A 26,051-nucleotide genomic window follows, 5' to 3' on the forward strand; every position below is an offset into this window, starting at 1 on the left:
ACAATGATCGAACCTGTGTTCGAAATTGGGGGGGTGCTGGCCTCTCCCGTCCCGGACGCGCTCCTCCGGGACACGGACCTCCTGGACACGGTGCCCGCCCGGAGCACGGTACCGGTCCTGGCGGCGCTGCGCCCCCTCCTGCCGGGCGGCGGGCTGCGGCCCGGCTCCGTCGTCGGCCTTGACGGGCTCGGCGCCGCGTCGCTCGGGCTGGCGTTGGCGGCGGGGGTCGCCGGGGACGACCGCTGGTGCGGCGTCGTCGGCCTTCCCGGGTTCGGTGTCGTCGCGGCCGTGGGCATGGGCGCGGCGCCGGACCGCCTGCTCCTCGTCGACGACCCCGGTGACCGGTGGCCCGACGTCGTCGCCGCGCTCGCCGAGGCCGTCGATCTGATCCTGCTGTGCCCGCCGGAACGTCCGGGGGCCGCGGCCGTCCGGCGGCTGACCGCGCTGGCCCGCAAGCACGGCTGCGTCCTGACGTTGACCGGCGCGTTCGCCCGCGACTGGCCCGGCACCCGGCTCCGCCTCCGCGTCGAGGACGTCGGGTGGGAAGGCCTCGCCGACGGGCACGGACGGCTGACCGGCCGCCGTGTTCGGATCGTCGCCGAAGGCCATGACGCGCCCGGTTCCGGCCGCGGCGTCCGGGTCTGGCTGCCCGCCTCCGACGGGGCGGTCCGGCCCGACGAGGCCGTCCGGCCGCCGCTGGAACTCGTCCCCGACGCCGTCGCCGACGGCGCCCCCGTCCACACCGGTCCCGGGTACGCCCGTCCGGGGCGCAGGGAGATCGCGTGACCAGGGTCCTGGTGCTGTGGTGTCCGGACTGGCCCGCCACGGCGGTGGGCGTGGACGCCGCCACCGCCGGGGCCGTGGTCGCGCGGGGGCGGGTCGCGGCGTGCACGGCGGCGGCGCGGGCCGAGGGGGTGCGGCGCGGGCAGCGGCTCAGGGACGCGCAGCGGCGGTGCCCGGAGCTGGTGGTGCGGGAGCGCGACACCGACGCGGAGGGGCGGCTGTTCGAGACGGTCGCGGCGGCGGTCGCGGCGCTGACGCCCCGGGTCGAGGTGGTGCGGCCGGGGCTGTGCGCGATCCCGGCTCGCGGCCCGGCCCGCTTCCACGGCGGTGAGGAGGCGCTGCGCGTCCTCGTCCAGGACGCGGTCGTCGAGGCCGGGTACGACTGCGGCGCGGGCATCGCCGACGGGCTGTTCGCGGCGGAGCTGGCCGCGCGGGCCGGGCAGGGCGGCGTGGTCGTTCCGGAGGGCGGGGCGGCGGCGTTCCTCGCGCCGTACCCCCTCACCGTCCTGGACCGGCCCGAGCTGGCCGACCTGCTGCGGCGGCTCGGCGTGAAGACGCTCGGCGACTTCGCCGCCCTGCCGTCCGGGCATGTCGCCGGGCGGTTCGGGAGGGACGGCGCCGTCGCGCACCGGATGGCGAGGGGCGAGGAGCCGCGTCCGCTCGCGCCGGTCGGGGCCGCCGCGGACCTGTCGGCGCGGGCCGGCTTCGACCCGCCCGCCGAGCAGGCCGAACGGGTGGTGTTCACCGCGAAACGGCTGGCGGGCGAGTTGCACGAGGGTCTCGCGGCGGGCGGGCTCACCTGCGTCCGGCTGGAGGTCGTGGCCGGTTTCGCGGACGGGCACGTCCTGCGGCGCCTGTGGCGGCACGACGGCCTGTCGGCGCTGGCCGTGGCGGAGCGGGTGCGGTGGCAGCTCTCCGCACACCGGCCGTCGGGCGACACGGGAGCGGTCTGGGGCGGTGTGACGTCCCTGGAACTGGTGCCCGACCAGGTCGTCCCGGACGTGGGACGGCAGGAGTCGCTGTGGGGCCGCGCTTCCGTGACCGAGCGGATCGCGCGGGCCGCCGACCGGATCCAGGCCCTGCTCGGCCATCAGGGGATCACCCGCCCGGTGCTCGTCGGCGGGCGCGGTCCGGGCGAGCAGGTCGTGCGCGTGCCGGTCGGCGACCTGGCGCCCGCCGACCTGCCGGACGGGCCGTGGCCGGGGCGCGTGACGGCGCCCGCCCCGGCGGTCGTGCCGGCCGTCCCGCCCGACGTGGAGCTGGTCGACGCCGCCGGGGCCGTGGTGGTGGTGTCGGCGCGCTGCGAGGTGTCCGCGCCGCCCGCCACGCTGCGCCTGCGTGGACGTCCCGCCGCGATCACCGGGTGGACGGGGCCGTGGCCCGCCGACGAGCGCTGGTGGGACCCGGACCGGGCGCGGCGCCGCGCCCGCTTCCAGGTCACCACCGACGACGGCGCCGCCTACCTGCTCGCCGTCGAGGGCGGCCGCTGGCACATCGAAGGCGTCTATGACTGACTGGCACAACCCGCCGATCTCATGGCGGGAGTTCGAGGAGCGGCTGTCGTGGCGTCGGGGGGGACGGCCCGCGGAGCCGCCGACCCGTGACACGTCACCGGGGCCGCGGCCCGTTCCCGGCCGCGCCGGGACGGGTGTGCCGTGGGCGGAGCTGCACGTTCACTCGTCGTTCAGTTTCCTGGACGGGGCCAGCGACCCGGCGTCGCTCGTCGCGGAGGCGGCGCGGCTCGGCGTGGAGTCGATGGCGATCACCGACCACGACGGCATGTACGGGGCGGTGCAGTTCGCGCGGGCCGCGCGGGAGGCGGGGATCGGGACGGTGTTCGGCGCGGAGCTGGGTCTCGGCATGCCGGGCCCGCGAACCGGGGAGCCCGACCCGGCGGGGCGGCATCTGCTCGTCCTGGCGCGCGGCGCGGGCGGCTACGCGCGGCTGTGCTCGGCGATCACGGCGGCGCAGCTCGCGGGCGGGCGCAAGGGCCGTCCCGTCTACGACCTCGCCGACCTCGCCGCCGCGCACGGCGGCGAGTGGGCGGTGCTGACCGGGTGCCGGAAGGGGCACGTCCCGGCGGCGCTGGAGGCGGGCGGCCCGGACGCGGCGGAGCGCGAGCTGCGCGACCTCGTCGGCATGTTCGGGCGCGAGAACGTGTTCGTCGAGCTCACCGACCACGACCAGCCGGGCGACGACCACCGGGGCGACGCCCTCTTCGCGCTGGCCCGCCGCGTCGGCGTCGACGTGGTCGCGTCCAACAACGTGCACTTCGCGGCGCCCGGCGCGGACGCGCGGCTCGCGCAGGCGATGGCGGCGGTCCGCGCCCGGCGCAGCCTCGACGACATGGTCGGCTGGCTCCCCGCGAACGGCACCGCGCACCTGCGGAGCGGCGCGGAGATGGCGCGGCGGCTCGCGCGCTTTCCCGGCGTCCAGGACCGGACGGTCGCGCTCGCCGCGGAATGCCGGTTCGACTTCGACGTCGTCGCGCCCCGCCTGCCGGACTGGCCCGTCCCGGACGGGCACACCGAGGCGAGCTGGCTGCGGCACCTCGTCGCGGAGGGCGCACCGCGCCGCTACGGGCCGCCCGAACGGGAACGGGTCCCCGGCGCGTACGCGCAGATCGCCAGGGAGCTGGACGTCATCGAGCAGCTCGGCTTCCCCGGCTACTTCCTGATCGTCCACGACATCGTGGAGTTCTGCCGGAGCAGGGGCATCCTGTGCCAGGGGCGCGGCTCGGCGGCGAACTCCGCGGTCTGCTACGCGCTCGGCATCACCGGCGTCGACGCCGTCCGGCACGGGCTTCTGTTCGAACGTTTCCTGTCCCCCGGACGCGACGGCCCGCCCGACATCGACCTGGACATCGAGCACCGCCGCCGCGAGGAGGCCATCCAGTACGTGTACGGCAAGTACGGGCGGGAGCGCACGGCGCAGGTCGCGAACGTCATCAGCTACCGTCCGCGCATGGCCGTCCGGGACGCGGCGCGTGCGCTCGGCTTCTCCCCCGGCCAGCAGGACGCGTGGTCGAAGACCATCGACCCGCGCGACCCGGTGGGGTCGGAGGCCGACGTCCCCGGCCCGGTGCTGGAGCTGGCGAACCGGATGCTGCGCCTGCCCCGGCACCTCGGCATCCACTCCGGCGGAATGATCATCGCCGACCGTCCCGTCGGGGAGATCTGCCCGATCGAGTGGGCGACGATGCCGGGCCGCAGCGTCCTGCAGTGGGACAAGGACGACTGCGCCGCCGCCGGGCTGGTGAAGTTCGACCTGCTCGGCCTCGGCATGCTCGCCGCGCTGCACGACTGTTTCGACCTGGTCGAGGCCCACCACGGGCGGCGCCACGACCTCCAGTCGATCCCGCCCGAGGACGGCCTGGTGTACGACATGCTGTGCGACGCCGACACCGTCGGGGTGTTCCAGGTGGAGTCGCGGGCGCAGATGGCGACGCTGCCGCGGCTGCGGCCCCGCGAGTTCTACGACCTGGTGGTGGAGGTGGCGTTGATCCGGCCCGGCCCGATCCAGGGCGGGTCCGTCCACCCGTACCTGCGGCGCCGCAAGGGCCTGGAGCCCGCCCGCTGCCCGCATCCGCTGATGGAGCCCGCGCTGTCGCGGACGCTCGGCGTGCCGCTGTTCCAGGAGCAGATGATGCAGCTCGCGGTCGACTGCGCCGGGTTCACGCCCGCCGAGGCCGACCAACTGCGGCAGGCGATGGGCGCGAAGCGGGCGCCGGAACGCGTCGAGCGGCTGCGGGCGCGGCTGCTGGACGGGATGGCCGAGCGCGGCATCCCCGCCGACGTCGCCGAGGACGTCTACGAGAAGATCCTCGGTTTCACCGGGTTCGGGTTCCCCGAGTCGCACGCGCAGAGCTTCGCGCACCTGGTGTACGCGAGCGCGTGGCTGAAACGCCACTACCCGGCGGCGTTCACGGCCGCGCTCGTCCGCAACCAGCCGATGGGCTTCTACTCGACGCAGAGCCTCCTGGCGGACGCGCGGCGCCACGGCGTCGTGGTCCGCGGTGTGGACATCAACGCCAGCGACGTCCATCCCGTGCTGGAGGAGCCCGTGCCGGTCCGCTCCGAGGGGACGGGCGGCGCGCGGCACCGGCACGCGCCGTCGGAGCCGCAGCCCGCGATCCGGCTCGGACTCGCCGGTGTCCGCAACCTCGGCGACGAGGCGGCGAAGGCCGTCGCGGCGGGCCGCCCCTACACGAGCATGGAGGACCTCGCCCGCCGCGTGCCGCTGTCGTCCGGGGCGCTGGAGGCCCTCGCCACGGCGGGCGCCTTCGACGGGTTCGGCCTGTCCCGGCGCGCGGCGCTGTGGGCGGCGGGGGCGCTGACGGGCTCGGGCCCGGCGCAGTTGGCGGGGGTGACGCCGGGCGCGTCCGCGCCGCCGCTGCCCGCGATGACGCCGATCGAGGAGACGCTCGCCGACCTGTGGGCCACCGGCGTCTCCCACACCCATCCCGTCGCGCACGTCCGGGACGTCCTCGACGAGCTGGGCGCCCTGTCGTCCAGGCGTCTCGCCGCGACGCCGGGCGACACCAACGTCGTCGTCGCCGGGCTGGTCACCCACCGGCAGCGTCCGCCGACCGCCGGGGGCATCGTGTTCATGACGCTGGAGGACGAGACCGGCATCGTCAACGTGGTGTGCCCGCCGCCGGTGTTCCGGCGGCACCGGGGCCTCGCCGTCGATTCCCAGGCGCTGCTCGTCGACGGGCGCCTCGAACGCGTCGACGGCGTCACCAACGTCCGCGCGACCCGGCTGCGCCGCCTTCCGGTGCCCGGACGCGTCCGCGCCCGCGACTTCCACTGACGCGGATCTTTCGAAGTGGCGAGAACCTCGCCACGGTATCTGCCATCTCAAGAAAAGTCTGTCATCGTATGGAATCGGTGGGGCCGCGTGCCGCCGCGTCGGCGGCCGCCAACACGCGGCCCATGGGGCCGGAAGGTGATCTCCATGGACGCGACCTCGCTGGGTGAACTGCGCCCGGACGACCCCACGCGGATCGGCCGGTACCGCATCGAGGCCAAGATCGGCGAGGGCGGGATGGGCGCGGTGTACCTCGGCCGCGACCCGAACGGCCGTCCCGTCGCGGTCAAGGTCGTACGGTCCGCGCTGGCGGGCGACCGGTCGTTCCTCGCCCGCTTCCACGACGAGGCCGCGAACGCGCAGCGCGTCGCGTCGTTCTGCACCGCGCAGGTCCTGGAGCACGGCGACGACCTCGGGCTCGCCTACATGGTGACCGAGTACATCGACGGCCCGTCCCTGCTGGACCACGTCGCCGGGAAGGGCGCGCTGTCGCCCGGCCTGCTGCACGGCGTCGCGGTCGGCGTCGCCGCCGCGCTCGTCGCGATCCACAGCGCGGGGCTGGTGCACCGCGACCTCAAGCCGAGCAACGTGCTGCTGTCCATCTCCGGCCCGCGCGTCATCGACTTCGGGATCGCCCGCGCGCTGGACATGGCGTCCTCCCACACCCGCACTGGACAGGTCGTCGGCACCCCCGGATGGATCGCGCCCGAACAGATCACGACGCAGCAGATCACTCCCGCCGTGGACGTGTTCGCGTGGGGTTGCCTCGTCGTGTACGCCGCGAACGGGCGCAACCCGTTCGGTCAGGGCTCGTTCCAGATCCTGGCGGCCCGCGCCGTCCACGCCGACCCCGAGATCGGGGATCTGCCGGAACCGTTGGCGGGGCTCGTCCGGGCGGCGCTGCGCAAGGACCCCGAGCAGCGGCCCACGGCGCGTGAGCTGCTGCTCGCCCTGGTCGGCGGTGCCGGTGAGGCGGACGTGACGTCCGAGCTGGGCCAGACCTGGATGGCGCCGCCCGGCCCGCAGCCCCTTCCGGGTCCTGGGTTCGGTCCGGCGGCGACGGCACCGGTGACGGCGCCCGCACCGCCGCCGCCCGACCCGGGCGTCACCTCCCGCGACGTCACGGTCCCGGCCCCGGGGCGGCCGGACGGACCGTCCCGGCGCGCCAAGGTCGTCGTCTCGGCCGTGGCGGGGCTGCTCGCCGCCGCGGCCGTGGCCGCGGGCCTCTACTACGTCACCCGCCCGGACGAGGAGCGCAAGGCGCCGCCGCCGGCGGCGATGCCGACCGGGCCGATGCTCGTCCGGATCGACACCGCCCCGGGCTGGCCGCGGGACTGCCACGCCGACATCGGCGTCTACCAGCCCGGCGAGGCGGACGTGAAGACCCTGATCGACGGACCGGAGTGCGACATCCTGCCCGAGCGGTCGCCGGAGGGCGGACGCATCGCGTTCACCAGGCAGAACGCCAGGACGGCCGAGGCCTGGGTGGTGAACGCCAACGGCGTCAACCTGCGCAGGATCACCGGGATCGTCCGCGGCACCCGGGTGTCGTGGTCACCGGACGGCACCCGCCTGGCGTACATGGCCGAGAAGGGCGGCGTGCGGCAGATCTTCGTGATCGGTGTCGAGGGCGGCGGCCCGGCCGTCCAGCTCACCACCGACGCGTCGTTCAAGGACGACCCGATGTGGTCGGTCACCGACCGGATCGTGTTCTGGAGCCGCCGGGACGGCACCGACCAGATCTACACCCTCGACCCGGAGCGTCCCGGGGCGGCCTGGACGCGGCTGACCAAGGACCGGGTCCGTTCCGTCGACCCGGAGTGGTCGCCGGACGGCCGCAGGATCGCGTTCACCCGGGGCCCGGACGAGGCGACCACCATCTGGGTCATGAACGCCGACGGCTCCGGTCTGCGCCAGGTCACCAGGGGCATCGAGGACGACATGGACCCGGCGTGGTCCAGCGACGGGCGCTGGCTCTGCTACGTGCGCGGCGTGGTCGGCTCACCGGTGATCCACGCCATCCGCGTCGACGGCACCGGAGACCGCGTGCTCACCCCGCGAGGTCGCACGCTCAGCCACCCGTACTGGATGTGACACGGACGCCGCGGCCCGGTCGAACCCGCCATGGAGCGGGCCCGACCGGGCCGTGCGCGCAAGGGCCGGTTCGGCGGCTCGGGTCAGTCGCCGCGGGCCGCGGGAGCGGGCTCCCCGGGCGCGTCGGCCGGGGCCTCCGCCTCGGCGCGGGCCAGGCGACTCGGCCACCACATGCGCCGTCCGACGTCGAGGTTCAGCGCCGTGACGAGCACCGACCGGACGATGAACGTGTCGAGCAGCACCCCGAACGCCACCGTGAACCCGAGCGCGGCGACGAACACCAGTGGCATCGTCCCGAGCGCCGCGAACGTCCCGGCCAGGACCGTGCCCGCCGAGGTGATCACGCCGCCGGTCGCGGCGAGCCCGACCAGCGCGCCGCGCCGCGTGCCGACCCGTTTCGACTCCTCGTGCACGCGGGTCATCAGGAAGATGTTGTAGTCGGTGCCGAGCGCCACGAGGAACACGAACGTCCACAGCGCGAACGACGGGTCCGTGGACGCGAACCCGAACACGTGGTTGAACACGAGGGCGCTGACCCCGAGCGCCGCCCCGTACGACAGGACGACCGTCGCGATGAGGATCAGCGGGGCGACGAGGGCGCGCAGCAGCAGCGCGAGGATGCCGAACACCACGACGAGGACGATCGGGATCACGACGTTCTGGTCGCGGTGGGACGCTTCGCTGACGTCGAGCGTCACCGCCGACGCGCCGCCGACGATGGCGTTCGCGCCCGGTATGGCGTGGACGGCGTCACGGGCGGCCTTGACCGCGGCGAACCCGCGGTCGCTGTCCGGTGGCACGGACAGCGTGCCCTCCAGGTAGACGCGGCCGCCGGACGGTTGCGCGGGGGACCTGACGTCGGCGACGCCCGGGACGTTGAGGAGCGCGGCGCGCACCCTGTCCCCGGTCCCGGCCTTGGTGATGATCTGGAGCGGCGCCCCGCTGCCCGCGGGGAAGTGCCGTCCGAGGACCTCCTCGCCGGTGACCGCGTCGGGCTTGCCCGTGCTGAACGCGTCCTTGGCCGCCAGCGTGTCGGTCCGCAGCCCGAACACCCCGACCGCGAGCGCGCCGAGTACCACGGCCGTGACCAGCCAGGTGATGCGCGGGCGGACGGCGACGGCGGACCCGACCCGGGCCCACAGGCCGCGCTCGGTCGGCTCGTCCGACCCGTAGGCGGGGCGGCGCGGCCAGAACATCCAGCGTCCGCAGATCACCAGCAGCGCGGGCAGCAGCGTCACCATCGCGGCGAACGCGACGACGATGCCGATCGCCATGACCGGGCCCATGCTCTGGGTGGAGCTGAGGACGGCGAAGAACAGGGCCAGCATGCTGAGCGCCACCGTGGAGCCGCTCGCGACGATCGCGGGCCCGGCGCGGTGCAGCGCGACCGCCATCGCCTCGTGCCGGTCCTGGTGTCTTCTCAGTTCCTCCCGGTACCGGGCGATGAGCAGGAGCGCGTAGTCGGTGCCCGCGCCGAACACGAGGACGGTGAGGATGAAGGCGGCCTGCCCGTTCACGGTGAGGCCCGCGTGCTCGGCCAGCAAGTAGATGAGCGCCTGCGCCGCCATCAGCGAGAACGCCACGCACAGCAGCGGCGCGAGCCACAGAATGGGGCTCCGGTAGGTCAGCAGCAGGATCGCGATGACGATCGCGGCGGTGACGGCGAGCAGCGCGCTGTCGAACCCGGAGAACACGTTGCTGAAGTCGCCGCCGTACCCGGCGGGCCCGGTGATGTGCGCGTCCAGGCCCGGGGGACCCTTCTGGACGATGTCGCGGTAGTCCTCGATGCCGGGACCGAGCACCGCCCATCCGTCGTTGCCGACATGGACGGTGACGATGGTCTCCAGCGCCTTGCCGTCCTGCGAAGGGATCGGTCCCTTGACGTCCACCGCGAGTCGCCGCTTCGGCCCGGAGGTCTCCAGATCGCTCTTGACGGCCTTGAGGCGCGGGACGTCCGCCGCGGCCTTAGCCCGGTCGGCCGCGGTGATCGCGGCGCCGTCCCGGTGGTAGACGATCACCGCAGGTAATGTCTCGGACGGTACGAATCGCTTGGACTCTTCGACGACCCGCGTCGATTCGGCGTCGTTCGGCAACCATGCCGACGAATCGTTCTTCTGCGCGTCGGTCAGCTTTCCTGCCAGCGGCAGCGACACGAGGAGTATGACGATCCAGACGCCCAGCACGACCCATTTGGCCCGCCGCCCGCAAGGCAGAGAGGCGAACCTGTATGCGCGCGTCATTTAGGAGAACCCCCAGTAGTGAAGCGGGACTACGTGATCTTCTTCCCTACGGGATCGGATCCCACTCGGCAAGTCATATCGCGACGCGCGCAACCGGCGGCCGGATCCGGTCAACCGGTTGTCATCATGTCGAGACGTCGGAGAATGAGGCCCTCACGCAGCGCCCAGGGACAGATCTCCAGCTCGGAGAGCTCGAACAGGTCCATCGCCGCGTCCGCGACGATCGCGCCCGCGAGCAGTTGCGGGGCGCGCCGCTCCGACACGCCCGGCAGTGCCGCCCGCTCCGCCGACGGCATCGCCGCCAGTTTCCCCGCCCATTCGGTGAGGTCGTCACCCGCCAGCACCCGCCGTTGGTACGGTCCCTCCGCCGACGGGGCGGCACCGGCGATACGGGCGAGCTGCTTGAACGTCTTCGACGTCGCGACCGCGTGGTCCGCCGGGCCGTACCGGGAGACGTCCCCGACCCGCCGCGCGATCTCCGCCCGGACGTGGCGGCGCAGGCTCCGGACCTCCTCCGGGGGCGGCGGGTCGGCGGTGAACCGGTCGCGGGTCAGCCGTCCCGCGCCGAGCGGCAGCGAGAACGCGACGTCCGGCTCCTCGTCGATCCCGGACGCGACCTCCAGCGAGCCGCCGCCGATGTCCACCACCAGCAGCCGTCCCGACGACCAGCCGAACCAGCGCCGCACCGCGAGGAACGTCAGCCGCGCCTCCTCCTCGCCGGACAGGGCCCTGATGTCGATGCCCTTGTCGGCGCGGATCCGTTCCAGGACCGCCTCGCCGTTGGCGGCGTCGCGGACCGCGGACGTGGCGAACGCGACCAGGTCCTCGACGCCCTTGTCCTCCCCGATCTGCACCGCCTCGTCGACGAAGTCCCGCAGCAGCGCCTCCCCCTCCGCGGAGAGACGGTCCTTGTCGTCCAGGTGGTCGGCGAGCCGCATCTCCGCCTTGTGGGAGAACGCGGGCAGCGGCCGCGCACCCTCATGGGCGTCCACCACCAGCAGGTGCACGGTGTTCGAGCCCACGTCCAACACGCCGAGTCGCATGCGTATGACGCTATCGGACGGTTTCACCGCATTCCGGGCCGACTGCTCCGGGAAACAGCAATGTGACCGTTCAGGCCCCTCGCACCCGACCCATGCACCCGTCCCACGCGCCCGCGCGGGTTACGGTGGCGGATTCAGCACGGTTCCGGGAAGGGGGCTGTCATGGAGACGGGTGCGGAACGCCGCTGGCGGGTGCCGCCCGGGCATGTGGTGGTCAAATGCGCGGGCGCGGCGGCCGTCACCGCGTTGATCGTCCTGTACGGCCACGACCCCCAGTTCCTGTTCCTCGCGGTCGCGGCGGCGCTCGGCCTGAACGCCCTGGTCCTGCGCGACCTGCTCGCCCCGGTCCGGCTCGCCGCCGACGGCGCCGGCGTCACCGTCGTGACCGGCTACGCCCGGCGCCGCCGCATCCCCTGGGACGACGTGACCGCCATCCGGGTGGACGAGCGGCGGCGGCTCCTCCTGCACACCCGCCTGCTGGAGATCGAGACCGGCGACGATCTGCACCTGCTCAGCGCGTTCGACCTGGGCGCCGACGTCCACGACGTCGCCGACGAGCTGTACAGGCTTCGCGCCCGCACGACCCGCTGACCGCCTATCCGCCGGGAGCCGGGTCGGGAAGCTCGTCCGGCGTGGGAAAGGAGCTCTGCGCCCCCGGTCGGCGGACGGCGGCGGCGCCCGCGCGGACGGCGAGGCGGGCCGCGTCCGGCGGCGAGTCGCCCCGCGCGAGTCGCAGGCACAGCGCCGCCGTGAACGCGTCGCCCGCGCCGGTCGTGTCGACCGGCTCCACCGTCGGGGACGCGATCCTGACCGTCCCACCGGCGCCCTCGGGGCCCGCTCCGTCCGCGACCACCGCTCCGTCGGCGCCGCAGGTGACCACGACCGAGCGCGGCCCGGACCGTGCGAGCGCCGCCGCCATCGCGGCCGGGTCCTCCGCGCGGGCGCCCGCGCCGAGAAGGAAGGCGGCCTCGTGCTCGTTGACGACGAGCGGGTCGCAGAGCGCGAGCAGCTCGTCGGGGACGGCCGCGGGCGGCGAGAGGTTGAGGACGACCCGGCCGCCGGCCTCGGCGGCGATGCGGGCGGCGGCCTCCACGGCGGGAAGCGGCACCTCCAACTGGAGCGAGACGACCGACGCGCCGGCGATCACGTCCCGGGCCCGCGCCACGTCGGCGGGGTCGAGCCGGGCGTTGGCGCCGGGCGAGACGACGATACTGTTGTCGCCGTCCGGTCCGACCGTGATCATCGCGACGCCGGTCGGCACCCCGGGCGTGGTCGCGAGCCGGTCCAGGCCGACGCCGTCGGCCGCGAGGGCTCCGCGCAGCAGCGCGCCGTGGCCGTCGTCGCCGATCCGTCCGACGAGCGCGGCCCGCGCGCCGAGCCGGGCCGCCGCGACCGCCTGGTTGGCGCCCTTGCCGCCCGGATGCGTGGCGAGGTCGGAGCCGAGCACCGTCTCCCCCGGCGCGGGCCGCCGGTCGACGCCGACCACCAGGTCGGCGTTGACGGATCCGACGACGACGACGTCCCAGTCCCTTGAACGCACGGTGTAACGGTTACCCGGCGTAGGGCGTGCGCGCAACCACGCGTGGTCACGGCGTGCGCAGGTCCGCCAGGTCGACCACCTCGGCCAGCTCCTCCACCGACCGGTAGTAGCCGACGAACGCCCCGTCGCGCGTCACCAGGAACGCGCTCTGACCTCGCACTCCGGTGTACCGAGCCCACACCTGGTGCGCCCCGTCGAGCCGTACCGCCGTCACCCGCAGACCGTCCGGCCCGACCCAACTCCCCCGATCACTCTCCACACATGGAAAGTTACTTTGGGTGACAGTCCGTTGTCGGAGTGGGGGTCGGTCCGGTCAGCCCGTGCCGAACGTGACGGGATCGGGGCCGAACCGGACGCCCTTGTCCAACTCGCCGATCGTCTTCATGTCGTCCGGAGACAGCTCGAACCCGAACACGTCGAGGTTCTCGGCGATCCTGGACGGCGTCACCGACTTCGGGATCACCACGTCGCCGATCTGCAGATGCCACCTGAGCACGACCTGCGCGGGTGTGCGGTCATGGGCGCGTGCGACGGCGGCGAGGGCGGGGTCGTCCAGGAGCCCGCGTCCCTGGCCGAGCGGCGCCCACGCCTCGGTCCGGATGCCGTGGTCCCGGTGGAAGGCGCGCAGGCCGTCCTGTTGGAAGTACGGATGCAACTCGATCTGGTTCACGGCCGGGACGACGTCCGCCTCCTCGATGACCCGTCCCAGCGTCCCCACGGTGAAGTTCGACACGCCGATCGAGCGGGCGCGCCCGTCCTCCTTGAGCCGCTCGAGCGCCCGCCACGTCTCCAGGTACAGGCCACGGTCCGGCACGGGCCAGTGGATCAGGTAGAGGTCCAGGTAGTCGAGGCCGAGCCGGGAGAGGCTCGCCTCGCAGGCCCGCAGCGCGTTGTCGAACCCCTGCTCGTCGTTCCACAGTTTCGTGGTGACGAAGAGTTCCTCACGCGGCACGCCCGACCCGCGCAGCGCCCGCCCGACCCCCGTCTCGTTCCCGTAGGCGCTCGCCGTGTCGACGCTGCGGTAACCCTCCCGCAACGCCGTCGCCACCGCGCGTTCCGCCTCGTCGTCCGACACCTGGAAGACCCCGAAGCCGACCTGCGGCATCGCGGTCCCGTCGATGAGATCAACCTTCGGTACGGTCACGTTTTCCCTCCTCAGCGGCGCTGGGGCGATCCTGCCCGGCGGACGCGACCCGAATCCGCGTTCCCGGAACGGGCCCTCCGGCTCACCGTGACTCCCTCCACGCGCGCTGACCTCGGACGACCTCCTGGAAGGCGGCTTTGAAGACGTCGAAGCGCGCGTCGCCGAGGCTCTCGCGGTGGCGCCGCTCGATGGAGGCGAGGATGGCGCGCGCCTTGGCGATCTCGTCGAGGCCGTGCTCGGTGGGGACGATCCGCTTGGCGCGGCGGTCGGAGGGGTCGGGTTCGCGGCGGACGTACCCGAGGGCGACGAGCTCGTCGACGATCGTCCCGACGATCTGCTTGTGCTGGCCGGAGCGGGCCGACAGCTCGGTCGCGCGCAGCCCGGCGGGGTCGAGGAACGCGAGGACGGTGCCGTGCCGGGGCCGGACGTCCGGATGGCCCTGCTCGGCCAGGCGCGCGAACAGCTCCTCCTGCAGGCCCCGCATCAGCTGACCGGCCAGCATGCCCAGGTCGGAGGTCGAGCCTCCGGCGTGGTCCGCGTCTTCCGCTGCCGTCTCCATGGACCCCTCCCGAGGAATTTAGTCACTTATCTTGACTATCAATGCCAGTGACTATAGCGTACTCGCACGGCACCGAACCATCCCCGACACGGGGATGCCCAGGAAAGGAACCCCCATGGGCACCGAGATCGACACCTATGTCGCGACCAAGCTCGACCCGAAGTACACCGAGATCCTGACGGCGCTGCGCGCGCTGATGGCCGAGGGCGCGCCCGACGCCGCCGAGTGCCTCACCTACGGGTCGCCCGCCTGGCGCGGCAGGCGGATCCTCGCGGTGATCAGCCAGAGCAGGACGCACCTCACCTTCGCCTTCGAGCGCGGCGCCGAGTTCGAGGACCCGCACGGTCTGCTGGAGGGCGTCGGCAAGAAGACCCGGCACGTGAAGATCAAGTCACTGGACGGGATCAACGAGGAGGCGCTGCGCGACTACATCGCCCAGGCCGTCCGGCTGGACCGGGCCTGACCGGAGACGTCCCGGATCTCGGAATAGAGTCCAGGGATGAGCGAACCGCGTGGAGACGTCCGTCCGCCGAACCTGAACGCCGACGAGCGGACGACGTTGCTGACGTTCCTCGACTACCTGCGGGACGCGGTGGCGGCCAAGGCGACGGGCGTCCCGGACGAGGCGGCCCGCGCGCCCGGCGTCCCGTCGGGCACGAGCCTCCTCGGCCTGGTCAAACACCTGACCCGCGTCGAACTGAACTGGTTCGTGTGGGCGTACGAGGGCGCCGACGTGCCGATGTGGGACCACGAGGAACCGCCGCGCGACGACGAGACCGCCGAGGACCTCGTCGCCGCGTACCGGGAGGCGGTCGCCCGGAGCAACGCGATCACGGCGGCCTGTCCCGGCCTGGACCGGGAGGGCGCCCGGTCGCTGCGCGACACGCCGCCGCCGTCGATGCGGTGGGTACTGGTGCACATGATCGAGGAGACGGCGCGGCACGCCGGGCACGCCGACATCCTGCGCGAGCGGATCGACGGTTCGGTGGGCCGCTGACCCGGCCGGGTACGAGACGACGACGGGTTTCGACCACCACTTTCCCGGGAGGCGCGGAATGCGGGTCGCGTTGTTCCTCACCTGCGTGAACGACACGCTGTTCCCGGAGACGGGGAAGGCGACGGTGCGGCTGCTGCGCAGGCTCGGCCACGACGTCGAGTTCCCGGCCGGGCAGACCTGCTGCGGGCAGATGCACCTCAACACCGGCTACCGGCGCCAGGCCGTCCCGCTCGTGACGGCCTTCGAGGAGACGTTCGCGCCCTACGACGCGATCGTGACGCCGTCCGCGTCGTGCGCCGCGATGATCCGTGACTGGCATCCGAGGCTCGCCCCGAGTTCCGCCGGGACGGCCGCTAGCGCGGGGCGGCGCGTCCATGAACTGTCGGAGTTCCTGGTGGACGTGCTGGGCGTCACCGACGTGGGCGCCTACTTCCCGCACCGCGTCACCTACCATCCGACGTGCCATTCGCTGCGGACGCTGCGTGTCGGCGACCGTCCGCTGCGGCTGCTGGGCGAGGTGCGCGGCATCGACCTTCGCGAACTGCCGGACGCGGACGAGTGCTGCGGTTTCGGCGGGACGTTCGCGCTGAAGAACTCCGAGGTGTCGGCCGCGATGTGCGCCGACAAGGTCACCGCCGTCCGCGGGACCGGCGCCGAGACGCTGTGCGCGGCCGACAACTCCTGCCTGGCGCACATCGGCGGCGCGCTCACCCGCACGCGCGCCGGGGTGCGGACCCTGCACCTCGCCGAGATCCTCGCCTCCACCGAACAGGCCCCCGCGTGACGGGCCGGGCGGCGCGCGAGGACGGCCCCGGCCGGGGCGCGATGCCGACGTATCTGGGGACGCCGTCCTTCCCGGACGCGGCGCGCCGCGCGGTGTCCGACGCGCGGCTGCGCGGCAACCTCGCGCACGCGACCACCACGATCCGGGCGCGCCGCGCGGAGGCGGTCGCCGAACTGGACGACTGGGCGGAGCTGCGGGAGGCGGGCAGGCAGATCAAGGACCATGTGCTGGAACACCTCGGCCACTACCTGCGGCTGCTGGAGGAGAAGGTCACCGGCGCCGGTGGGACGGTGCACTGGGCCCGCGACGCCGCCGAGGCCGACCGGATCGTCGCGGACCTGGTGAAGGCGACGGGCGAGACCGAGGTCGTGAAGGTCAAGTCGATGGCCACCCAGGAGATCGGGCTGAACGAGTTCCTCGCCGAGGAAGGCATCACCGCCTACGAGACCGACCTCGCGGAGCTGATCGTCCAGTTGGGGGACGACCGCCCGTCGCACCTTCTCGTTCCGGCCGTCCACCGGAACAGGGCCGACATCCGCGACATCTTCCTGCGCGCGATGGAGGACGTCCCGGCGGGCCTCACCGACTCCCCGGCCGAGCTGGCGGAGGCCGCGCGGCGTCACCTGCGCGCCAAGTTCCTGTCGGCGAAGGTCGCGGTGTCGGGGGTGAACTTCGCCGTGGCCGACACCGGCACCCTCGTGGTGGTGGAGTCGGAGGGCAACGGACGGATGTGCCTGACGCTGCCGGAGACGCTGATCTCGGTGATGGGCATCGAGAAGATCGTGCCGAGCCGACGCGACCTGGAGGTGTTCCTCCAACTGCTGCCGCGCTCGTCCACGGCGGAGCGGATGAACCCGTACACCTCCATGTGGACGGGCGTCCATCCCGGCGACGGCCCGCGGAACTTCCACCTCGTCCTGCTGGACAACGGCAGGACCGCGACCCTCGCGGACGACGTGGGACGCCAGGCGCTGCGGTGCATCCGCTGCTCGGCGTGCCTGAACGTGTGCCCGGTGTACCGGCGCGCGGGCGGTCACGCCTACGGGTCGCCGTACCCGGGGCCGATCGGCGCGATCCTGTCGCCGCAGATGAGGGGCGTCGGGTCGGAGGTCGACGCGTCGTTGCCGTTCGCGTCGTCGCTGTGCGGCGCGTGCTACGAGGTGTGCCCGGTCGCGATCGACATCCCGGAGGTGCTGGTGCGCCTGCGGGCCCGCGTCGTCGAGGACGGCCCGCGCCGTCCGCTCGAACGGGTCGCGATGGCGGCGGCGGGGTGGACGCTGCGTTCCCCGACCCGGCTCGCGCTCGCCCAGCGCGCCGCGTCCTCGGCCCGCCGTGTCGTGGCGCGCGGCGGCCGGATCCGGCGGCTGCCCGGCCCGCTCGGCGCCTGGACCGAGACACGGGACGCGCCCGCGCCCCCGTCCGAGTCGTTCCGCGCCTGGTGGGCCCGAACCGGAGGTCGGGAGGAGGACGGCGGGTGAGCGCTCGCGAAGAGATCCTCCGCCGGATCGAACGGGTCGAGAGCGCGAGAGGCGCGCGGCGGGCGACCGGGGACGGGGACGTCGCCGCGGCGTACGCGCGGATCGACCGCCGCTACCTGCGCCGCCACCACGGCGGTGCGGGCGACGGCGGGATCCTCGACCTGTTCGCCGCGCGGGTCGCCGACTACCGCGCGACGGTCCTGCGCGTCCGCGTCTCGGAGGTGCCGGGGACGCTCGCCGAGCGGTTGGCGGCCGGCAGCGGCTCCTACGGCGTGCCGTCCGGCCTGCCCGCCGAGTGGACGTCCGCGACGCGGGCCGCGCTCGTCCGCGACCCGCCGGTCTCGTCGCTCGACGGTCTCGCGGGCGCGGTCACCGGCTGCGCCGTCGCCATCGCCGAGACCGGCACGATCGTCCTCGACCACGGCGCCGACCAGGGGCCGCGGGCGCTGTCCCTCGTCCCCGACCGCCATCTGATCGTCGTGCTCGCCGAGCGGGTCGTCGCCGACGTGCCCGAGGCCCTGGAGCGGCTCGACCCGCGCCGGCCGCTGACGTTCGTGTCCGGCCCGTCGGCGACGAGCGACATCGAGCTGACCCGGGTCGAGGGCGTGCACGGTCCGCGCGCCCTGGAGGTGCTCCTCGTCGAATGACCGATGCCGCCCTCCGGGGGCCGGGTTATGCTCGGCGGGTGCGGTACCGCGCGTGACCGGCCCGGCGCCACTCGGAGTTCGGTCGGAGGTCACGACGGCGGAACGGTTTACCCTCCCGAGGTTGACACACGGCCCGGGAGGACGGTTGATAGCAGTGAAACAACGGCGTGGACAACACGTGGACAACACAGTGAGGATCCGGGTGGAGCGCCGGGCGGCGGAGCGGGTGGTCGAGTGCACCCGCCCGGTGCCGGGGGCTCGGGTGGGGCGTGTTGCCCCGCCTTATGGACGTTCCACCCGATAGGGTAAATCCCGCCAATTCTCAGGAACTTCAACAAAAAGCACGGATCACGGCGTATCGACCGCCTGTCACTGGTGGGGTGTGGACATGGAGGGTCGTTCCGGCCACGGCGGCGTCGAGTCGCCGGACAGCGTTCCCCTCGTCGGCCGGCAGGACGTCCTTCATGCCTTCGACGAGGCCCTGGACGCCACCGCGGCCGACTCGTTCCGTTTCCTCGCGCTGGTCGGCGAACCGGGCGCGGGCAAGACCCGCCTCCTCACCGAGCTGTGGAACGCCGCGGACGCCCGCAAGCTCGGCATCCTGGCGGGCCGGGCCGCCGAGTTCGAGCAGGAGATGCCGTTCGGCGCCGTCGTCGACGCGCTCGACGACCATCTCGAGGAGCACATCGGCGATCTGAGCCCGACGACCGTGCGGCTGCTGGCCCCCGTGTTCCCCGCGCTGTCCGCCGCCCTCCACGACGGCGAGCACACCGGCCTCCACGACGGCCCCCGGCCGAACGAAGCCACGCACGCGGAACCGCGCCCGAGCCCGGCGGGGGCGGCGCCGGACAACACGCCGGTCGCCCGCTACCAGCTGTACCGGGCGGTGCGGCATCTGCTGGAGCAGGTGGCGGCGCCGTCGGGACTGGTGCTGATCCTCGACGACGTCCACTGGGCCGACGACGCCACGATCGAACTGCTCGACCATCTCGTCCGGCATCCGCCGCGCGCCAGCGTGCTGATCGCGCTCGCGTACCGGCCCGCCCAGGCGTCCGCCCGCCTCGCCGCGCTGGTGCAGGCGTCCCTCCAGGCGGTCGGCGGGAGCCGGCTGCCGGTCCGGCCGCTCACCCAGGACGAGGTCGCCGAGCTGCTCGGCCCGGGTGTCAGCGGGACGCGCTGCCGCGAACTGTACAAGGCCAGCGGCGGCAACCCCTTCTACCTGGAGGCGCTGGCCCGCACCCGGGAACCGCTCGCCGCGGGCGACACCGAGGGCGAGCTGCCGCCCGCGGTCCGCGCGGCGCTGCAACTGGAGCTGAGCGGCCTGTCGCCGGAGGCGCAGCTGATCGCGCAGAGCGCGGCGGTCGCGGCCGACGAGTTCACCCCGATGCTGGCCGCCGCGGCGGCGCAGGTGAGCGAGCAGGAGGCGCTGGCCGCGCTGGACGAGCTGGTCGCCCGCGACATCGTGCGGCCCCGGGCGGAGCGGTTCCGGTTCCGGCATCCGCTCGTCCGCCACGCCGCGTACCGGTCGGCGGCGGCGGGGTGGCGGCTGGCGGCGCACGGCCGCATCGCCACGTACCTCACCGAGATCGGCGCGCCCGCGGCCGTCCGCGCCCGGCACCTGGAGCGGTCGGGCCGCGTCGGCGACCGGAACGCCATCGCGACCCTGGTGGAGGCGGCGCGTGCGTTCGCCACCCAGGCGCCGACGACGGCCGCGCACTGGTTGCAGTCGGCGCTCAGTCTCATGCCGACGACCGGCGCCGCCGCGGAGGCGGACGGAACGGCCGACGATCCGGCGTTGCCGTCCCGCCTGGAACTGATGATGGAGCTGGCGCGGGTCCAGACGGTCGGCGGGCACCTCACCGAGGGACGCGAGACCGCGCGGAACGTGCTGCGGATGCTGCCGCCGGACGACTACGAGCGGCGGGCCCGCGCGGCCCGGCTCGCCGCGCTGATGGAGCGGCAGCTCGGCCGCCCGCACGAGGCGCGCGCCCTGCTGCTGGACGAGCTGCGCCGGATGCCCGACCCGCGGTCCCCGGCCGCCGTGCCGCTGCGGATGCGGCTCGTCGCGGAGCGGATGATGCGGATCGACTTCCGCGCCGCGCAGGCCGTCCTGGACCTGATGCCCGACAACTCCGAGGACTGGGAGCCCAGCCTGAAGCTGGCGGTCGCCGCGGTGCGGCCGATGCCCGCGCTGGCGGCGGGCCGCGTCCAGGACGCCATCCGCTACCTGGAGGCCGCCGACCGGCTGACCAACGCGGCGCCCGACGAGCACCTGGCCGAGTGGATGGACGCGATCGCCTGGCTGTGCTGGGCGGAGACGTTCATGGGCCAATTCCACAACGCGGCCGACCGGTTCCAGCGGGCCGTCGCCATCGCCCGGTCCACGGGCCAGCTGTACATCGTCACGAACCTGATGGCGGGTCTGGCCCGCGCCCACGGGATGCTGGGGCGGCTGGAGGAGGCCGCGGCGGCCGCGGAGGAGTCGGTCGAGGAGGCGCGGCTCCTCAACTCGGGGCAGCAGCTGGTGTTCGCGTTGACCCAGCAGAGCCTGGTGACGGGCTGGTCGGGCGACAACGGGACCGCCCTGCGGCACGCCGAGGAGGCCATCGAGGTCGGCGCGGGCGTCGGCGAGTGGTGGGGGTCGATGGCCCGCTACGCGCACGCGACCGCGCTGCTCGGGCTCGGGCGTCCGGACGAGGCCGCCGAGGCGTTCGAACGCGCGGTCAGCGGGCCGCTGGACCAGCGCACCCAGCTGTCGATCAGCGAGATGATGGCCGGGGTCGAGGCCGCGCGGGGTCGCGCCGACGCGGCGGCGCGGTGGGTGAAGCGCACCGAGCATCTGATCATCCCGGGCCTGGACGCGCACAACGCGCTGGCGCGGCTCGCCCGCGCGCACGCCCTCCAGCCCACCGACGCCGCGCAGGCGGCGCGGGAGGCGCTCGCGGCGGCGGAGACGTTCGAGGAGGCGGGGCACCGGATCGACGTCGGCCGCGCCCGGCTGCGCGCCGGTCAGGCGCACGCCGAGGCCGGTGACCGGACCGCGGCCCGCGCGCAGCTGCGGCTGGCCGCCGAGATCTTCTCCGGCTGCGGGGCGCGGGCCCTGCACGCCCAGGTGGTCCGGGAGCAACGCCGGCTCGGGGTGCGGGTGCCGGCCAAGGGGTCCAAGGGCGGCCGGAACTCCCGGCTGCCGGGCGGGCTGTCCAAGCGGGAGTACGAGGTCGCGTCCCTGGTCGTCGAGGGCTGCACGAACTCGCAGATCGCCGACCGGCTGTACGTCAGCATCCGCACGGTCGAGACGCATCTGTCGCACATCTTCGCCAAGTTCGGGGTGAGTTCCCGGGTGGGTGTGGTGAACGCCCTCACCCGGGGCACGGCCGAACCCGGCGCTCCCGGTACCGACTGACGGTTTCGGAACCTCTGCGCGCCCTAGACCATCACAGTAGTAACGGACACGATGGTCGCGGACGTGAGCGGATCCGTCCCGTGTCCACCGAACCGGGTTCTCGGGGGAGAAGTACGGGTTTACCACGATGCCCCGCGCCGGTGGATCCCAGCATCATCGTTGCGAGACAAATGGAGGTGAGCACAGATGGAACGGCTGATCCCCAGGTTCACGTTCGATGGCGTGAAGGATGCGGACATCTCGACGTATCCGGTCACGACGGAGGACGGCCTCGGGCTGCACCTGACGCGGTTCCTGCGCGAGGAGAGCGACGACGTCGTCCTGCTCATCCACGGGCTCACCTCCTCCAGCGACCTGTTCATCCTCCCTGAGATCCCCAACCTGGCGTCCCACCTGCTCGACAACGGGTTCACCGACGTCTGGGCCCTCGACTTCCGGATGAGCGGCCGCTACCCGTACAGCACCGAGACGCACGGCTTCAACCTCGACGACATCGCCCTGCACGACTTCCCGCCCGCGATCGCGGAGCTGCGCCGGCACATCGGGGACCGCAGGGTGCACGTCATCGCGCACTGCCTGGGCGCGGTGGCGTTCGCGATGAGCATGTCCGCCGGGACCGTCACCGACATCGCCACCCTGACCTGCAACAGCGTGTCCCTGACGCCCCGGGTCCCGGCGTGGTCGAAGCTGAAGCTGAGCCTCGGCCTCTGGGTTCTGGAGTACGTCATCGGCCTGCCGTTCCTCGACCCGAGGTTCGGGCAGGCGCGGCCGTTCACCCGGCCGTGGATGGTGTCGCGGGCGGTGTCGGTGTTCCACCGCGAGTGCGACGTCCGCGCCTGCCACATGCAGAGCTTCCAGTGGGGCGCGGGCAAGCCGGCGATGTACGAGCACTCCAACCTGCTGCCCGAGACCCACGCCCGCGTCGCCGACATCTGCGCCGGGTCGGGACTGAGCTACTACCAGCACGTCCGCAAGATGATCAAGGCGGGGCGCGCGGTGCGGTTCGCGGACCGGGACTCGCGGTACGCCGCCCTGCCGCGCGACTACCTGGCGAACGCGGCGGACGTGGAGACGTCGATGCTGCTGCTCGCGCCGAGCAACAACCGCGTCTTCACCGACTCCAACATTCATATGCACAGGCTTCTGGAGCGGGTGGCGCCCGGGCGCCACGAGCTGGCCGTCCTGCCCGGCTACGGCCATCTGGATCCCCTCATCGGCAAGAACGCCCACCTCGACGTGTTTCCGCACATCGTCGACTTCCTCAAGCGGCACAGCTCATGAGGACCTCGACGCGGAACGGCACGGCGGCGAAGGGCTCGGTGCGATGAGCGAGGGCACCAGGAACAGCGGCGGGGAGCACGTCGACGCGGTGGTGGTCGGTTCGGGGTTCGGCGGTTCCGTCGCCGCGTACCGGCTGGCGGAGGCCGGGCTGTCGGTCGTCCTGCTGGAGCGCGGCCAGCCGTACCCGCCGGGCGCCTTCCCCCGCTCCCCCGCCGAGATGGGACGGGCGTTCTGGGACCCGGACGCCGGGCTCTACGGAATGTTCGACGTGTGGAGCTTCAAGGGCTGCGACTCGGTCGTGTCCGCGGGTCTCGGCGGCGGATCGCTGATCTACGCGAACGTGCTGCTGCGCAAGGACGAGAACTGGTTCGTCAACGACCTGCCCGGTGGAGCGCACGAGCCGTGGCCGATCTCCCGCGCCGACCTGGACCCGCACTACGACGCGGTCGAAAGGATGATCGGCGCGGCGCCGTACCCGCTGGACCGGGTGCCCTACGACAACACGCCGAAGACGCACGCGATGCAGGACGCGGCGGCGGAGCTGGGGTTGCAGTGCACGCTCCCGCCGCTCGCGGTCAGCTTCGCCGAGCGGCCGGGCGGTGAGCCCGGGATCAGCCTGCCGATCGTGGACGCGGGCTACGGCAACATCCACGGCGTCCCGCGCCGGACGTGCCAGCTGTGCGGCGAGTGCGACATCGGCTGCAACGAGGGCGCGAAGAACAGCCTGGACCACAACTACCTGTCGGCGGCCGAGCACCACGGCGCGGACATCCGCACCTGCCACGAGGTGAAGGCGCTGCGGCCCCGTCCGGGCGGGGGCTACGAGGTCGACTACGTCCACCACGACGTCCCGCGCGACCCCTTCGCCGTGTCGCTGAAGAAGCGCAGGCGGCTGCCCATCCGGACGATCACGTGCGACCGGCTGGTCCTGGGCGCCGGGACGTACGGCACCACGTACCTGCTGCTGAAGTCGCGGGAGGCGTTCCCGGGGCTCAGCGACGCGCTCGGCACCCGGTTCAGCGGCAACGGCGACCTGCTGACGTTCCTGCTGCGCGCCACCGACCGCAACCGGGTCCGGCCGCTCAACGCCAGCCGCGGCCCGGTGATCACCACGGCGATCCGGCTGCCGGACGAGCTGGACGACGTGCCCGGCGCGGGACGCGGCGCCTACATCCAGGACGGCGGCTACCCCGGGTTCACCGACTGGATCGTCGAGCGCTACGACGTCGCGAACGACTTCGAACGCGCGGTGAAGTTCCTGTGGGAGCGGTTCACCGACATGTTCCGCGGGCGGCCGGACACCAACCTGTCCAAGGAGATCTCGGAGCTGATCGGGGACGGCGCCCTCACGGTGAGCTCGCTGCCGCTGCTGGGCATGGGCCGCGACACCGCCGACGGGCGGCTGCGGCTGCGGGACGGGATGCTGTCGGCGGAGTGGACGACCGAGACCAGCAGGGCGCTGTTCGACCGGGTCCGCCGGACGATGCGGGGCATCGCGGACGTGCTCGGCGCCGACTACGCCGACAACCCGATGTGGTTCCGCAAGCGCATCATCACCGTCCACCCTCTCGGCGGCGCCCCGATGGGCGCCCACCCGGGCGAGGGCGTCTGCGACGCCTTCGGCGAGGTGTTCGGGTTCCCGGGTCTCTACATCGCCGACGGGGCGGCGATGCCGGGACCGGTGGGCCCGAACCCCTCGCTCACCATCGCCGCGCAGGCCGACCGGTTGGCCACGCGGTTGCTGGAACACGCGTCCGCACAAGGAGGTGCGGGCGGTCCCGCCGTCACCGCCCCGTCTGCCACGGGGGCCGAGCCGGGCGGGGACTCCGGCTCGCCGGACGGGGCGGGCGACGGCCCGCCGCGCGAGGCCCGGCACGGCTCCGGGGGCATGACCGGGACCGGCTCGGGACGCGCGGGGGGCGCGGCCCGGAACGGCTCGGCGGCGTACGGCCCGGTTTCGGGGGGTCACGGGGTGACGGGGGGATCGTCCGCCGTGGCCTCGGGCCGTACGTCGCTGTGGTTCACCGAGGAGATGAAGGGGTTCGTCACCTACGGTGAGTCCGATCCGCGCACCGGCGGTCGGGCGGACGGGCGGCGGCCGCTGTCGTTCCGCCTGACGATCACGGCGGAGGACACCGACCGGTTCGTCCGCGAGCCGGGTCACCGGGCGCGGGCCGAGGGGTGGGTCGACGCGTCCGGTCACGGCGGCCGCCGCCGGGTCGAGCACGGCACGTTCAACCTGTTCGTCGATCCCTCGGGGGACGCCGACGGCGAGGTGGACCGGCGGCTGATGAGGTACCGCCTGTTCTACACCGACGGCGAGGGCCGGGCCCGCACGCTGAGCGGGACGAAGAACGTCCTGCACGGTCCGCCGACGCGGATCTGGCCGGACACGTCCACGCTGTACGTGCGGCTGCTGGACGGTCACGTCGACGAGGAGGACGAGGGGCGCGCGGAGGTCGTGGCGGCGGGTGTGCTGCACATCCGGCTGACGGACTTCGCGCGGCAGCTCACGACCTTCCGGACGGCGGGGCCGGACGGCGCGGAGACGCTGCTGAACTTCGGCAGGTTCTTCGCGGGCGAGCTGTGGGAGGTGTACGGCCCGGATCTCGTGTGAGCGGGAGCCTGGTGCCAGGAAAAACTGTGCAGGGGGGCCTGTCCGAGGGGCGTGTCGGGGGACGCGCCCGGGGGGGCATGGTCGTGCGGGCCGAGGGAACTGCGGGGTGCCCTCGGCCCGCACCTTTCTCGCCGGGGGCCGCGCGGGGGGTCGCGCGGCCCCCGGCCCGGCGTCCCGGGGCGTCGGGCGCGGGAGGGTCAGGAGCCGACGCGTCCGTAGAGGCGTTCGACGTGCAGGCGGACGACGAGGCGGCCGTCCTCGACCATGACGCCGCGGTACTCGTCCCAGTCGGGGTGGTCGCCGCGGATGTCCCGGTACACCTCGACGAGTTCGTCGACGGTCGCGTCGCCGGGGTCGGCGGCGACGGCGGACAGCTCGACGGTTCCCTCGGCGACGGCGTACGACCAGCCGTCCGGGGTGCTGACGTGCAGGCTCGCCCGCGGGTCCCGGGCCAGGTTGCGGGCCTTGGCCCGGTCGGCGGTGATCGAGATCCGGACGAGCCGCCGGCCCTCGTCGAAGTGGTAGTTGATGTTGGACGACTGGGGCCGGCCGTCCCGCTTGAGGGTGATCAGCACTCCGAGGTCGTGCTCCGCCAACAGCTTCGCCAGGGCCGCTTCGTCCGCCATCGTCCA

20 protein-coding genes are annotated in these 26,051 nt (G+C 73.6%); 13 read left to right on the forward strand and 7 right to left on the reverse strand.

From position 1 onward, the window contains the following. The first annotated feature begins 15 nt into the window (after window positions 1-15). The 4 genes from D0T12_RS24380 to D0T12_RS24395 all read left to right on the forward strand — a co-directional run bounded on the left by D0T12_RS24380 (window position 16) and on the right by D0T12_RS24395 (window position 7,686). Entirely contained in the window at window positions 16-786 is a 771-nt protein-coding gene (locus tag D0T12_RS24380) for a hypothetical protein (protein ID WP_199487674.1), read from the forward strand. Continuing rightward, complete coding sequence (locus tag D0T12_RS24385; RefSeq protein WP_117402025.1) at window positions 783-2,297, forward strand: DNA polymerase Y family protein; 1,515 nt, start codon at window positions 783-785, stop codon at window positions 2,295-2,297. Before D0T12_RS24380 ends, D0T12_RS24385 begins: the two co-directional genes overlap by 4 nt. Then, window positions 2,290-5,595 (forward strand): error-prone DNA polymerase, encoded by a 3,306-nt coding sequence (locus D0T12_RS24390; RefSeq protein ID WP_117402026.1) that lies wholly within the window; start codon window positions 2,290-2,292, stop codon window positions 5,593-5,595. The genes D0T12_RS24385 and D0T12_RS24390 overlap by 8 nt, the downstream gene beginning before the upstream one ends. A gap of 144 nt (window positions 5,596-5,739) precedes the next feature. Next, window positions 5,740-7,686, forward strand: a complete 1,947-nt coding sequence (locus D0T12_RS24395; RefSeq protein ID WP_117402027.1) for a protein kinase domain-containing protein — start codon at window positions 5,740-5,742, stop codon at window positions 7,684-7,686. A gap of 83 nt (window positions 7,687-7,769) precedes the next feature. On the opposite strand, the gene D0T12_RS24400 is transcribed toward D0T12_RS24395, so the two are convergent. Both D0T12_RS24400 and D0T12_RS24405 read right to left on the reverse strand, forming a co-directional pair. Then, a complete protein-coding gene (locus D0T12_RS24400; protein ID WP_117402028.1) occupies window positions 7,770-9,926 on the reverse strand; it encodes an MMPL family transporter in 2,157 nt (718 codons plus the stop codon). Window positions 9,927-10,036: 110 nt separating this feature from the next. Beyond that, window positions 10,037-10,969 carry a Ppx/GppA phosphatase family protein gene (locus tag D0T12_RS24405; RefSeq protein ID WP_117402029.1) on the reverse strand — a complete coding sequence of 311 codons (933 nt, stop codon included), beginning with the start codon at window positions 10,967-10,969 and terminating at the stop codon, window positions 10,037-10,039. Between the two features lie 162 nt (window positions 10,970-11,131). Here D0T12_RS24405 and D0T12_RS24410 point away from each other — a divergent pair, with 162 nt between their 5' ends. After that, on the forward strand, window positions 11,132-11,560 hold the full coding sequence (locus D0T12_RS24410; RefSeq protein ID WP_117402030.1) for a PH domain-containing protein: 429 nt from the start codon (window positions 11,132-11,134) through the stop codon (window positions 11,558-11,560). A gap of 4 nt (window positions 11,561-11,564) precedes the next feature. On the opposite strand, the gene D0T12_RS24415 is transcribed toward D0T12_RS24410, so the two are convergent. The 4 genes from D0T12_RS24415 to D0T12_RS24425 form a co-directional block, all read right to left on the reverse strand. Next, the gene (locus D0T12_RS24415) at window positions 11,565-12,509 is read right to left on the reverse strand and encodes a ribokinase (RefSeq protein ID WP_117402031.1); all 945 of its coding nucleotides are present in this window, start codon (window positions 12,507-12,509) and stop codon (window positions 11,565-11,567) included. A gap of 46 nt (window positions 12,510-12,555) precedes the next feature. Beyond that, window positions 12,556-12,768 (reverse strand): hypothetical protein, encoded by a 213-nt coding sequence (locus tag D0T12_RS34965; protein ID WP_147339618.1) that lies wholly within the window; start codon window positions 12,766-12,768, stop codon window positions 12,556-12,558. Window positions 12,769-12,822: 54 nt separating this feature from the next. Beyond that, window positions 12,823-13,614 carry an aldo/keto reductase gene (locus tag D0T12_RS24420; protein ID WP_117402451.1) on the reverse strand — a complete coding sequence of 264 codons (792 nt, stop codon included), beginning with the start codon at window positions 13,612-13,614 and terminating at the stop codon, window positions 12,823-12,825. A gap of 121 nt (window positions 13,615-13,735) precedes the next feature. Continuing rightward, window positions 13,736-14,212 carry a MarR family winged helix-turn-helix transcriptional regulator gene (locus D0T12_RS24425; RefSeq protein WP_199487675.1) on the reverse strand — a complete coding sequence of 159 codons (477 nt, stop codon included), beginning with the start codon at window positions 14,210-14,212 and terminating at the stop codon, window positions 13,736-13,738. A gap of 115 nt (window positions 14,213-14,327) precedes the next feature. On the opposite strand from D0T12_RS24425, the gene D0T12_RS24430 reads away from it, so the two are divergent. From D0T12_RS24430 to D0T12_RS24465, 8 genes are all read left to right on the forward strand, one after another. Further along, entirely contained in the window at window positions 14,328-14,675 is a 348-nt protein-coding gene (locus D0T12_RS24430) for a DUF1801 domain-containing protein (RefSeq protein ID WP_158581617.1), read from the forward strand. 36 nt (window positions 14,676-14,711) lie between these two features. Beyond that, entirely contained in the window at window positions 14,712-15,209 is a 498-nt protein-coding gene (locus tag D0T12_RS24435; RefSeq protein WP_117402033.1) for a DinB family protein, read from the forward strand. A gap of 58 nt (window positions 15,210-15,267) precedes the next feature. Continuing rightward, on the forward strand, window positions 15,268-15,993 hold the full coding sequence (locus D0T12_RS24440; RefSeq protein ID WP_117402034.1) for a (Fe-S)-binding protein: 726 nt from the start codon (window positions 15,268-15,270) through the stop codon (window positions 15,991-15,993). Between the two features lie 41 nt (window positions 15,994-16,034). Beyond that, window positions 16,035-17,471: a LutB/LldF family L-lactate oxidation iron-sulfur protein gene (locus tag D0T12_RS24445; protein WP_117402455.1), complete on the forward strand. Its 1,437-nt coding sequence runs from the start codon at window positions 16,035-16,037 to the stop codon at window positions 17,469-17,471. Continuing rightward, window positions 17,468-18,118, forward strand: coding sequence for a LutC/YkgG family protein (locus D0T12_RS24450; protein WP_117402035.1), 651 nt, complete (start codon window positions 17,468-17,470; stop codon window positions 18,116-18,118). Before D0T12_RS24445 ends, D0T12_RS24450 begins: the two co-directional genes overlap by 4 nt. Before the next feature lie 388 nt (window positions 18,119-18,506). Next, on the forward strand, window positions 18,507-21,521 hold the full coding sequence (locus D0T12_RS24455) for a helix-turn-helix transcriptional regulator (protein WP_117402457.1): 3,015 nt from the start codon (window positions 18,507-18,509) through the stop codon (window positions 21,519-21,521). 186 nt (window positions 21,522-21,707) lie between these two features. Beyond that, on the forward strand, window positions 21,708-22,802 hold the full coding sequence (locus D0T12_RS24460; protein ID WP_117402036.1) for an alpha/beta hydrolase: 1,095 nt from the start codon (window positions 21,708-21,710) through the stop codon (window positions 22,800-22,802). A gap of 43 nt (window positions 22,803-22,845) precedes the next feature. Further along, the gene (locus tag D0T12_RS24465; RefSeq protein ID WP_117402037.1) at window positions 22,846-25,419 is read left to right on the forward strand and encodes a GMC oxidoreductase; all 2,574 of its coding nucleotides are present in this window, start codon (window positions 22,846-22,848) and stop codon (window positions 25,417-25,419) included. 197 nt (window positions 25,420-25,616) lie between these two features. Here D0T12_RS24465 and D0T12_RS24470 read toward each other — a convergent pair whose 3' ends face one another. Next, window positions 25,617-26,045, reverse strand: coding sequence for a PPOX class F420-dependent oxidoreductase (locus tag D0T12_RS24470; protein WP_117402038.1), 429 nt, complete (start codon window positions 26,043-26,045; stop codon window positions 25,617-25,619). Between the last annotated feature and the right edge of the window lie 6 nt (window positions 26,046-26,051).

Source organism: Actinomadura spongiicola (genome assembly GCF_003432485.1).
In the GTDB taxonomy this organism is placed as follows: Bacteria; Actinomycetota; Actinomycetes; order Streptosporangiales; family Streptosporangiaceae; genus Spirillospora; species Spirillospora spongiicola.

Excerpts from the sequence above, each read along its gene's own strand:
- D0T12_RS24390 (WP_117402026.1), top strand. The coding sequence starts at position 2,290 with ATGACTGACTGGCACAACCCGCCGATCTCATGGCGGGAGTTCGAGGAG.
- D0T12_RS24395 (WP_117402027.1), top strand. The coding sequence starts at position 5,740 with ATGGACGCGACCTCGCTGGGTGAACTGCGCCCGGACGACCCCACGCGG.
- D0T12_RS24400 (WP_117402028.1), bottom strand. The coding sequence starts at position 9,926 with ATGACGCGCGCATACAGGTTCGCCTCTCTGCCTTGCGGGCGGCGGGCC.
- D0T12_RS24405 (WP_117402029.1), bottom strand. The coding sequence starts at position 10,969 with ATGCGACTCGGCGTGTTGGACGTGGGCTCGAACACCGTGCACCTGCTG.
- D0T12_RS24410 (WP_117402030.1), top strand. The coding sequence starts at position 11,132 with ATGGAGACGGGTGCGGAACGCCGCTGGCGGGTGCCGCCCGGGCATGTG.
- D0T12_RS24420 (WP_117402451.1), bottom strand. The coding sequence starts at position 13,614 with ATGCCGCAGGTCGGCTTCGGGGTCTTCCAGGTGTCGGACGACGAGGCG.
- D0T12_RS24425 (WP_199487675.1), bottom strand. The coding sequence starts at position 14,212 with ATGGAGACGGCAGCGGAAGACGCGGACCACGCCGGAGGCTCGACCTCC.
- D0T12_RS24430 (WP_158581617.1), top strand. The coding sequence starts at position 14,328 with ATGGGCACCGAGATCGACACCTATGTCGCGACCAAGCTCGACCCGAAG.
- D0T12_RS24435 (WP_117402033.1), top strand. The coding sequence starts at position 14,712 with ATGAGCGAACCGCGTGGAGACGTCCGTCCGCCGAACCTGAACGCCGAC.
- D0T12_RS24440 (WP_117402034.1), top strand. The coding sequence starts at position 15,268 with ATGCGGGTCGCGTTGTTCCTCACCTGCGTGAACGACACGCTGTTCCCG.
- D0T12_RS24445 (WP_117402455.1), top strand. The coding sequence starts at position 16,035 with ATGCCGACGTATCTGGGGACGCCGTCCTTCCCGGACGCGGCGCGCCGC.
- D0T12_RS24455 (WP_117402457.1), top strand. The coding sequence starts at position 18,507 with ATGGAGGGTCGTTCCGGCCACGGCGGCGTCGAGTCGCCGGACAGCGTT.
- D0T12_RS24460 (WP_117402036.1), top strand. The coding sequence starts at position 21,708 with ATGGAACGGCTGATCCCCAGGTTCACGTTCGATGGCGTGAAGGATGCG.
- D0T12_RS24465 (WP_117402037.1), top strand. The coding sequence starts at position 22,846 with ATGAGCGAGGGCACCAGGAACAGCGGCGGGGAGCACGTCGACGCGGTG.
- D0T12_RS24470 (WP_117402038.1), bottom strand. The coding sequence starts at position 26,045 with ATGGCGGACGAAGCGGCCCTGGCGAAGCTGTTGGCGGAGCACGACCTC.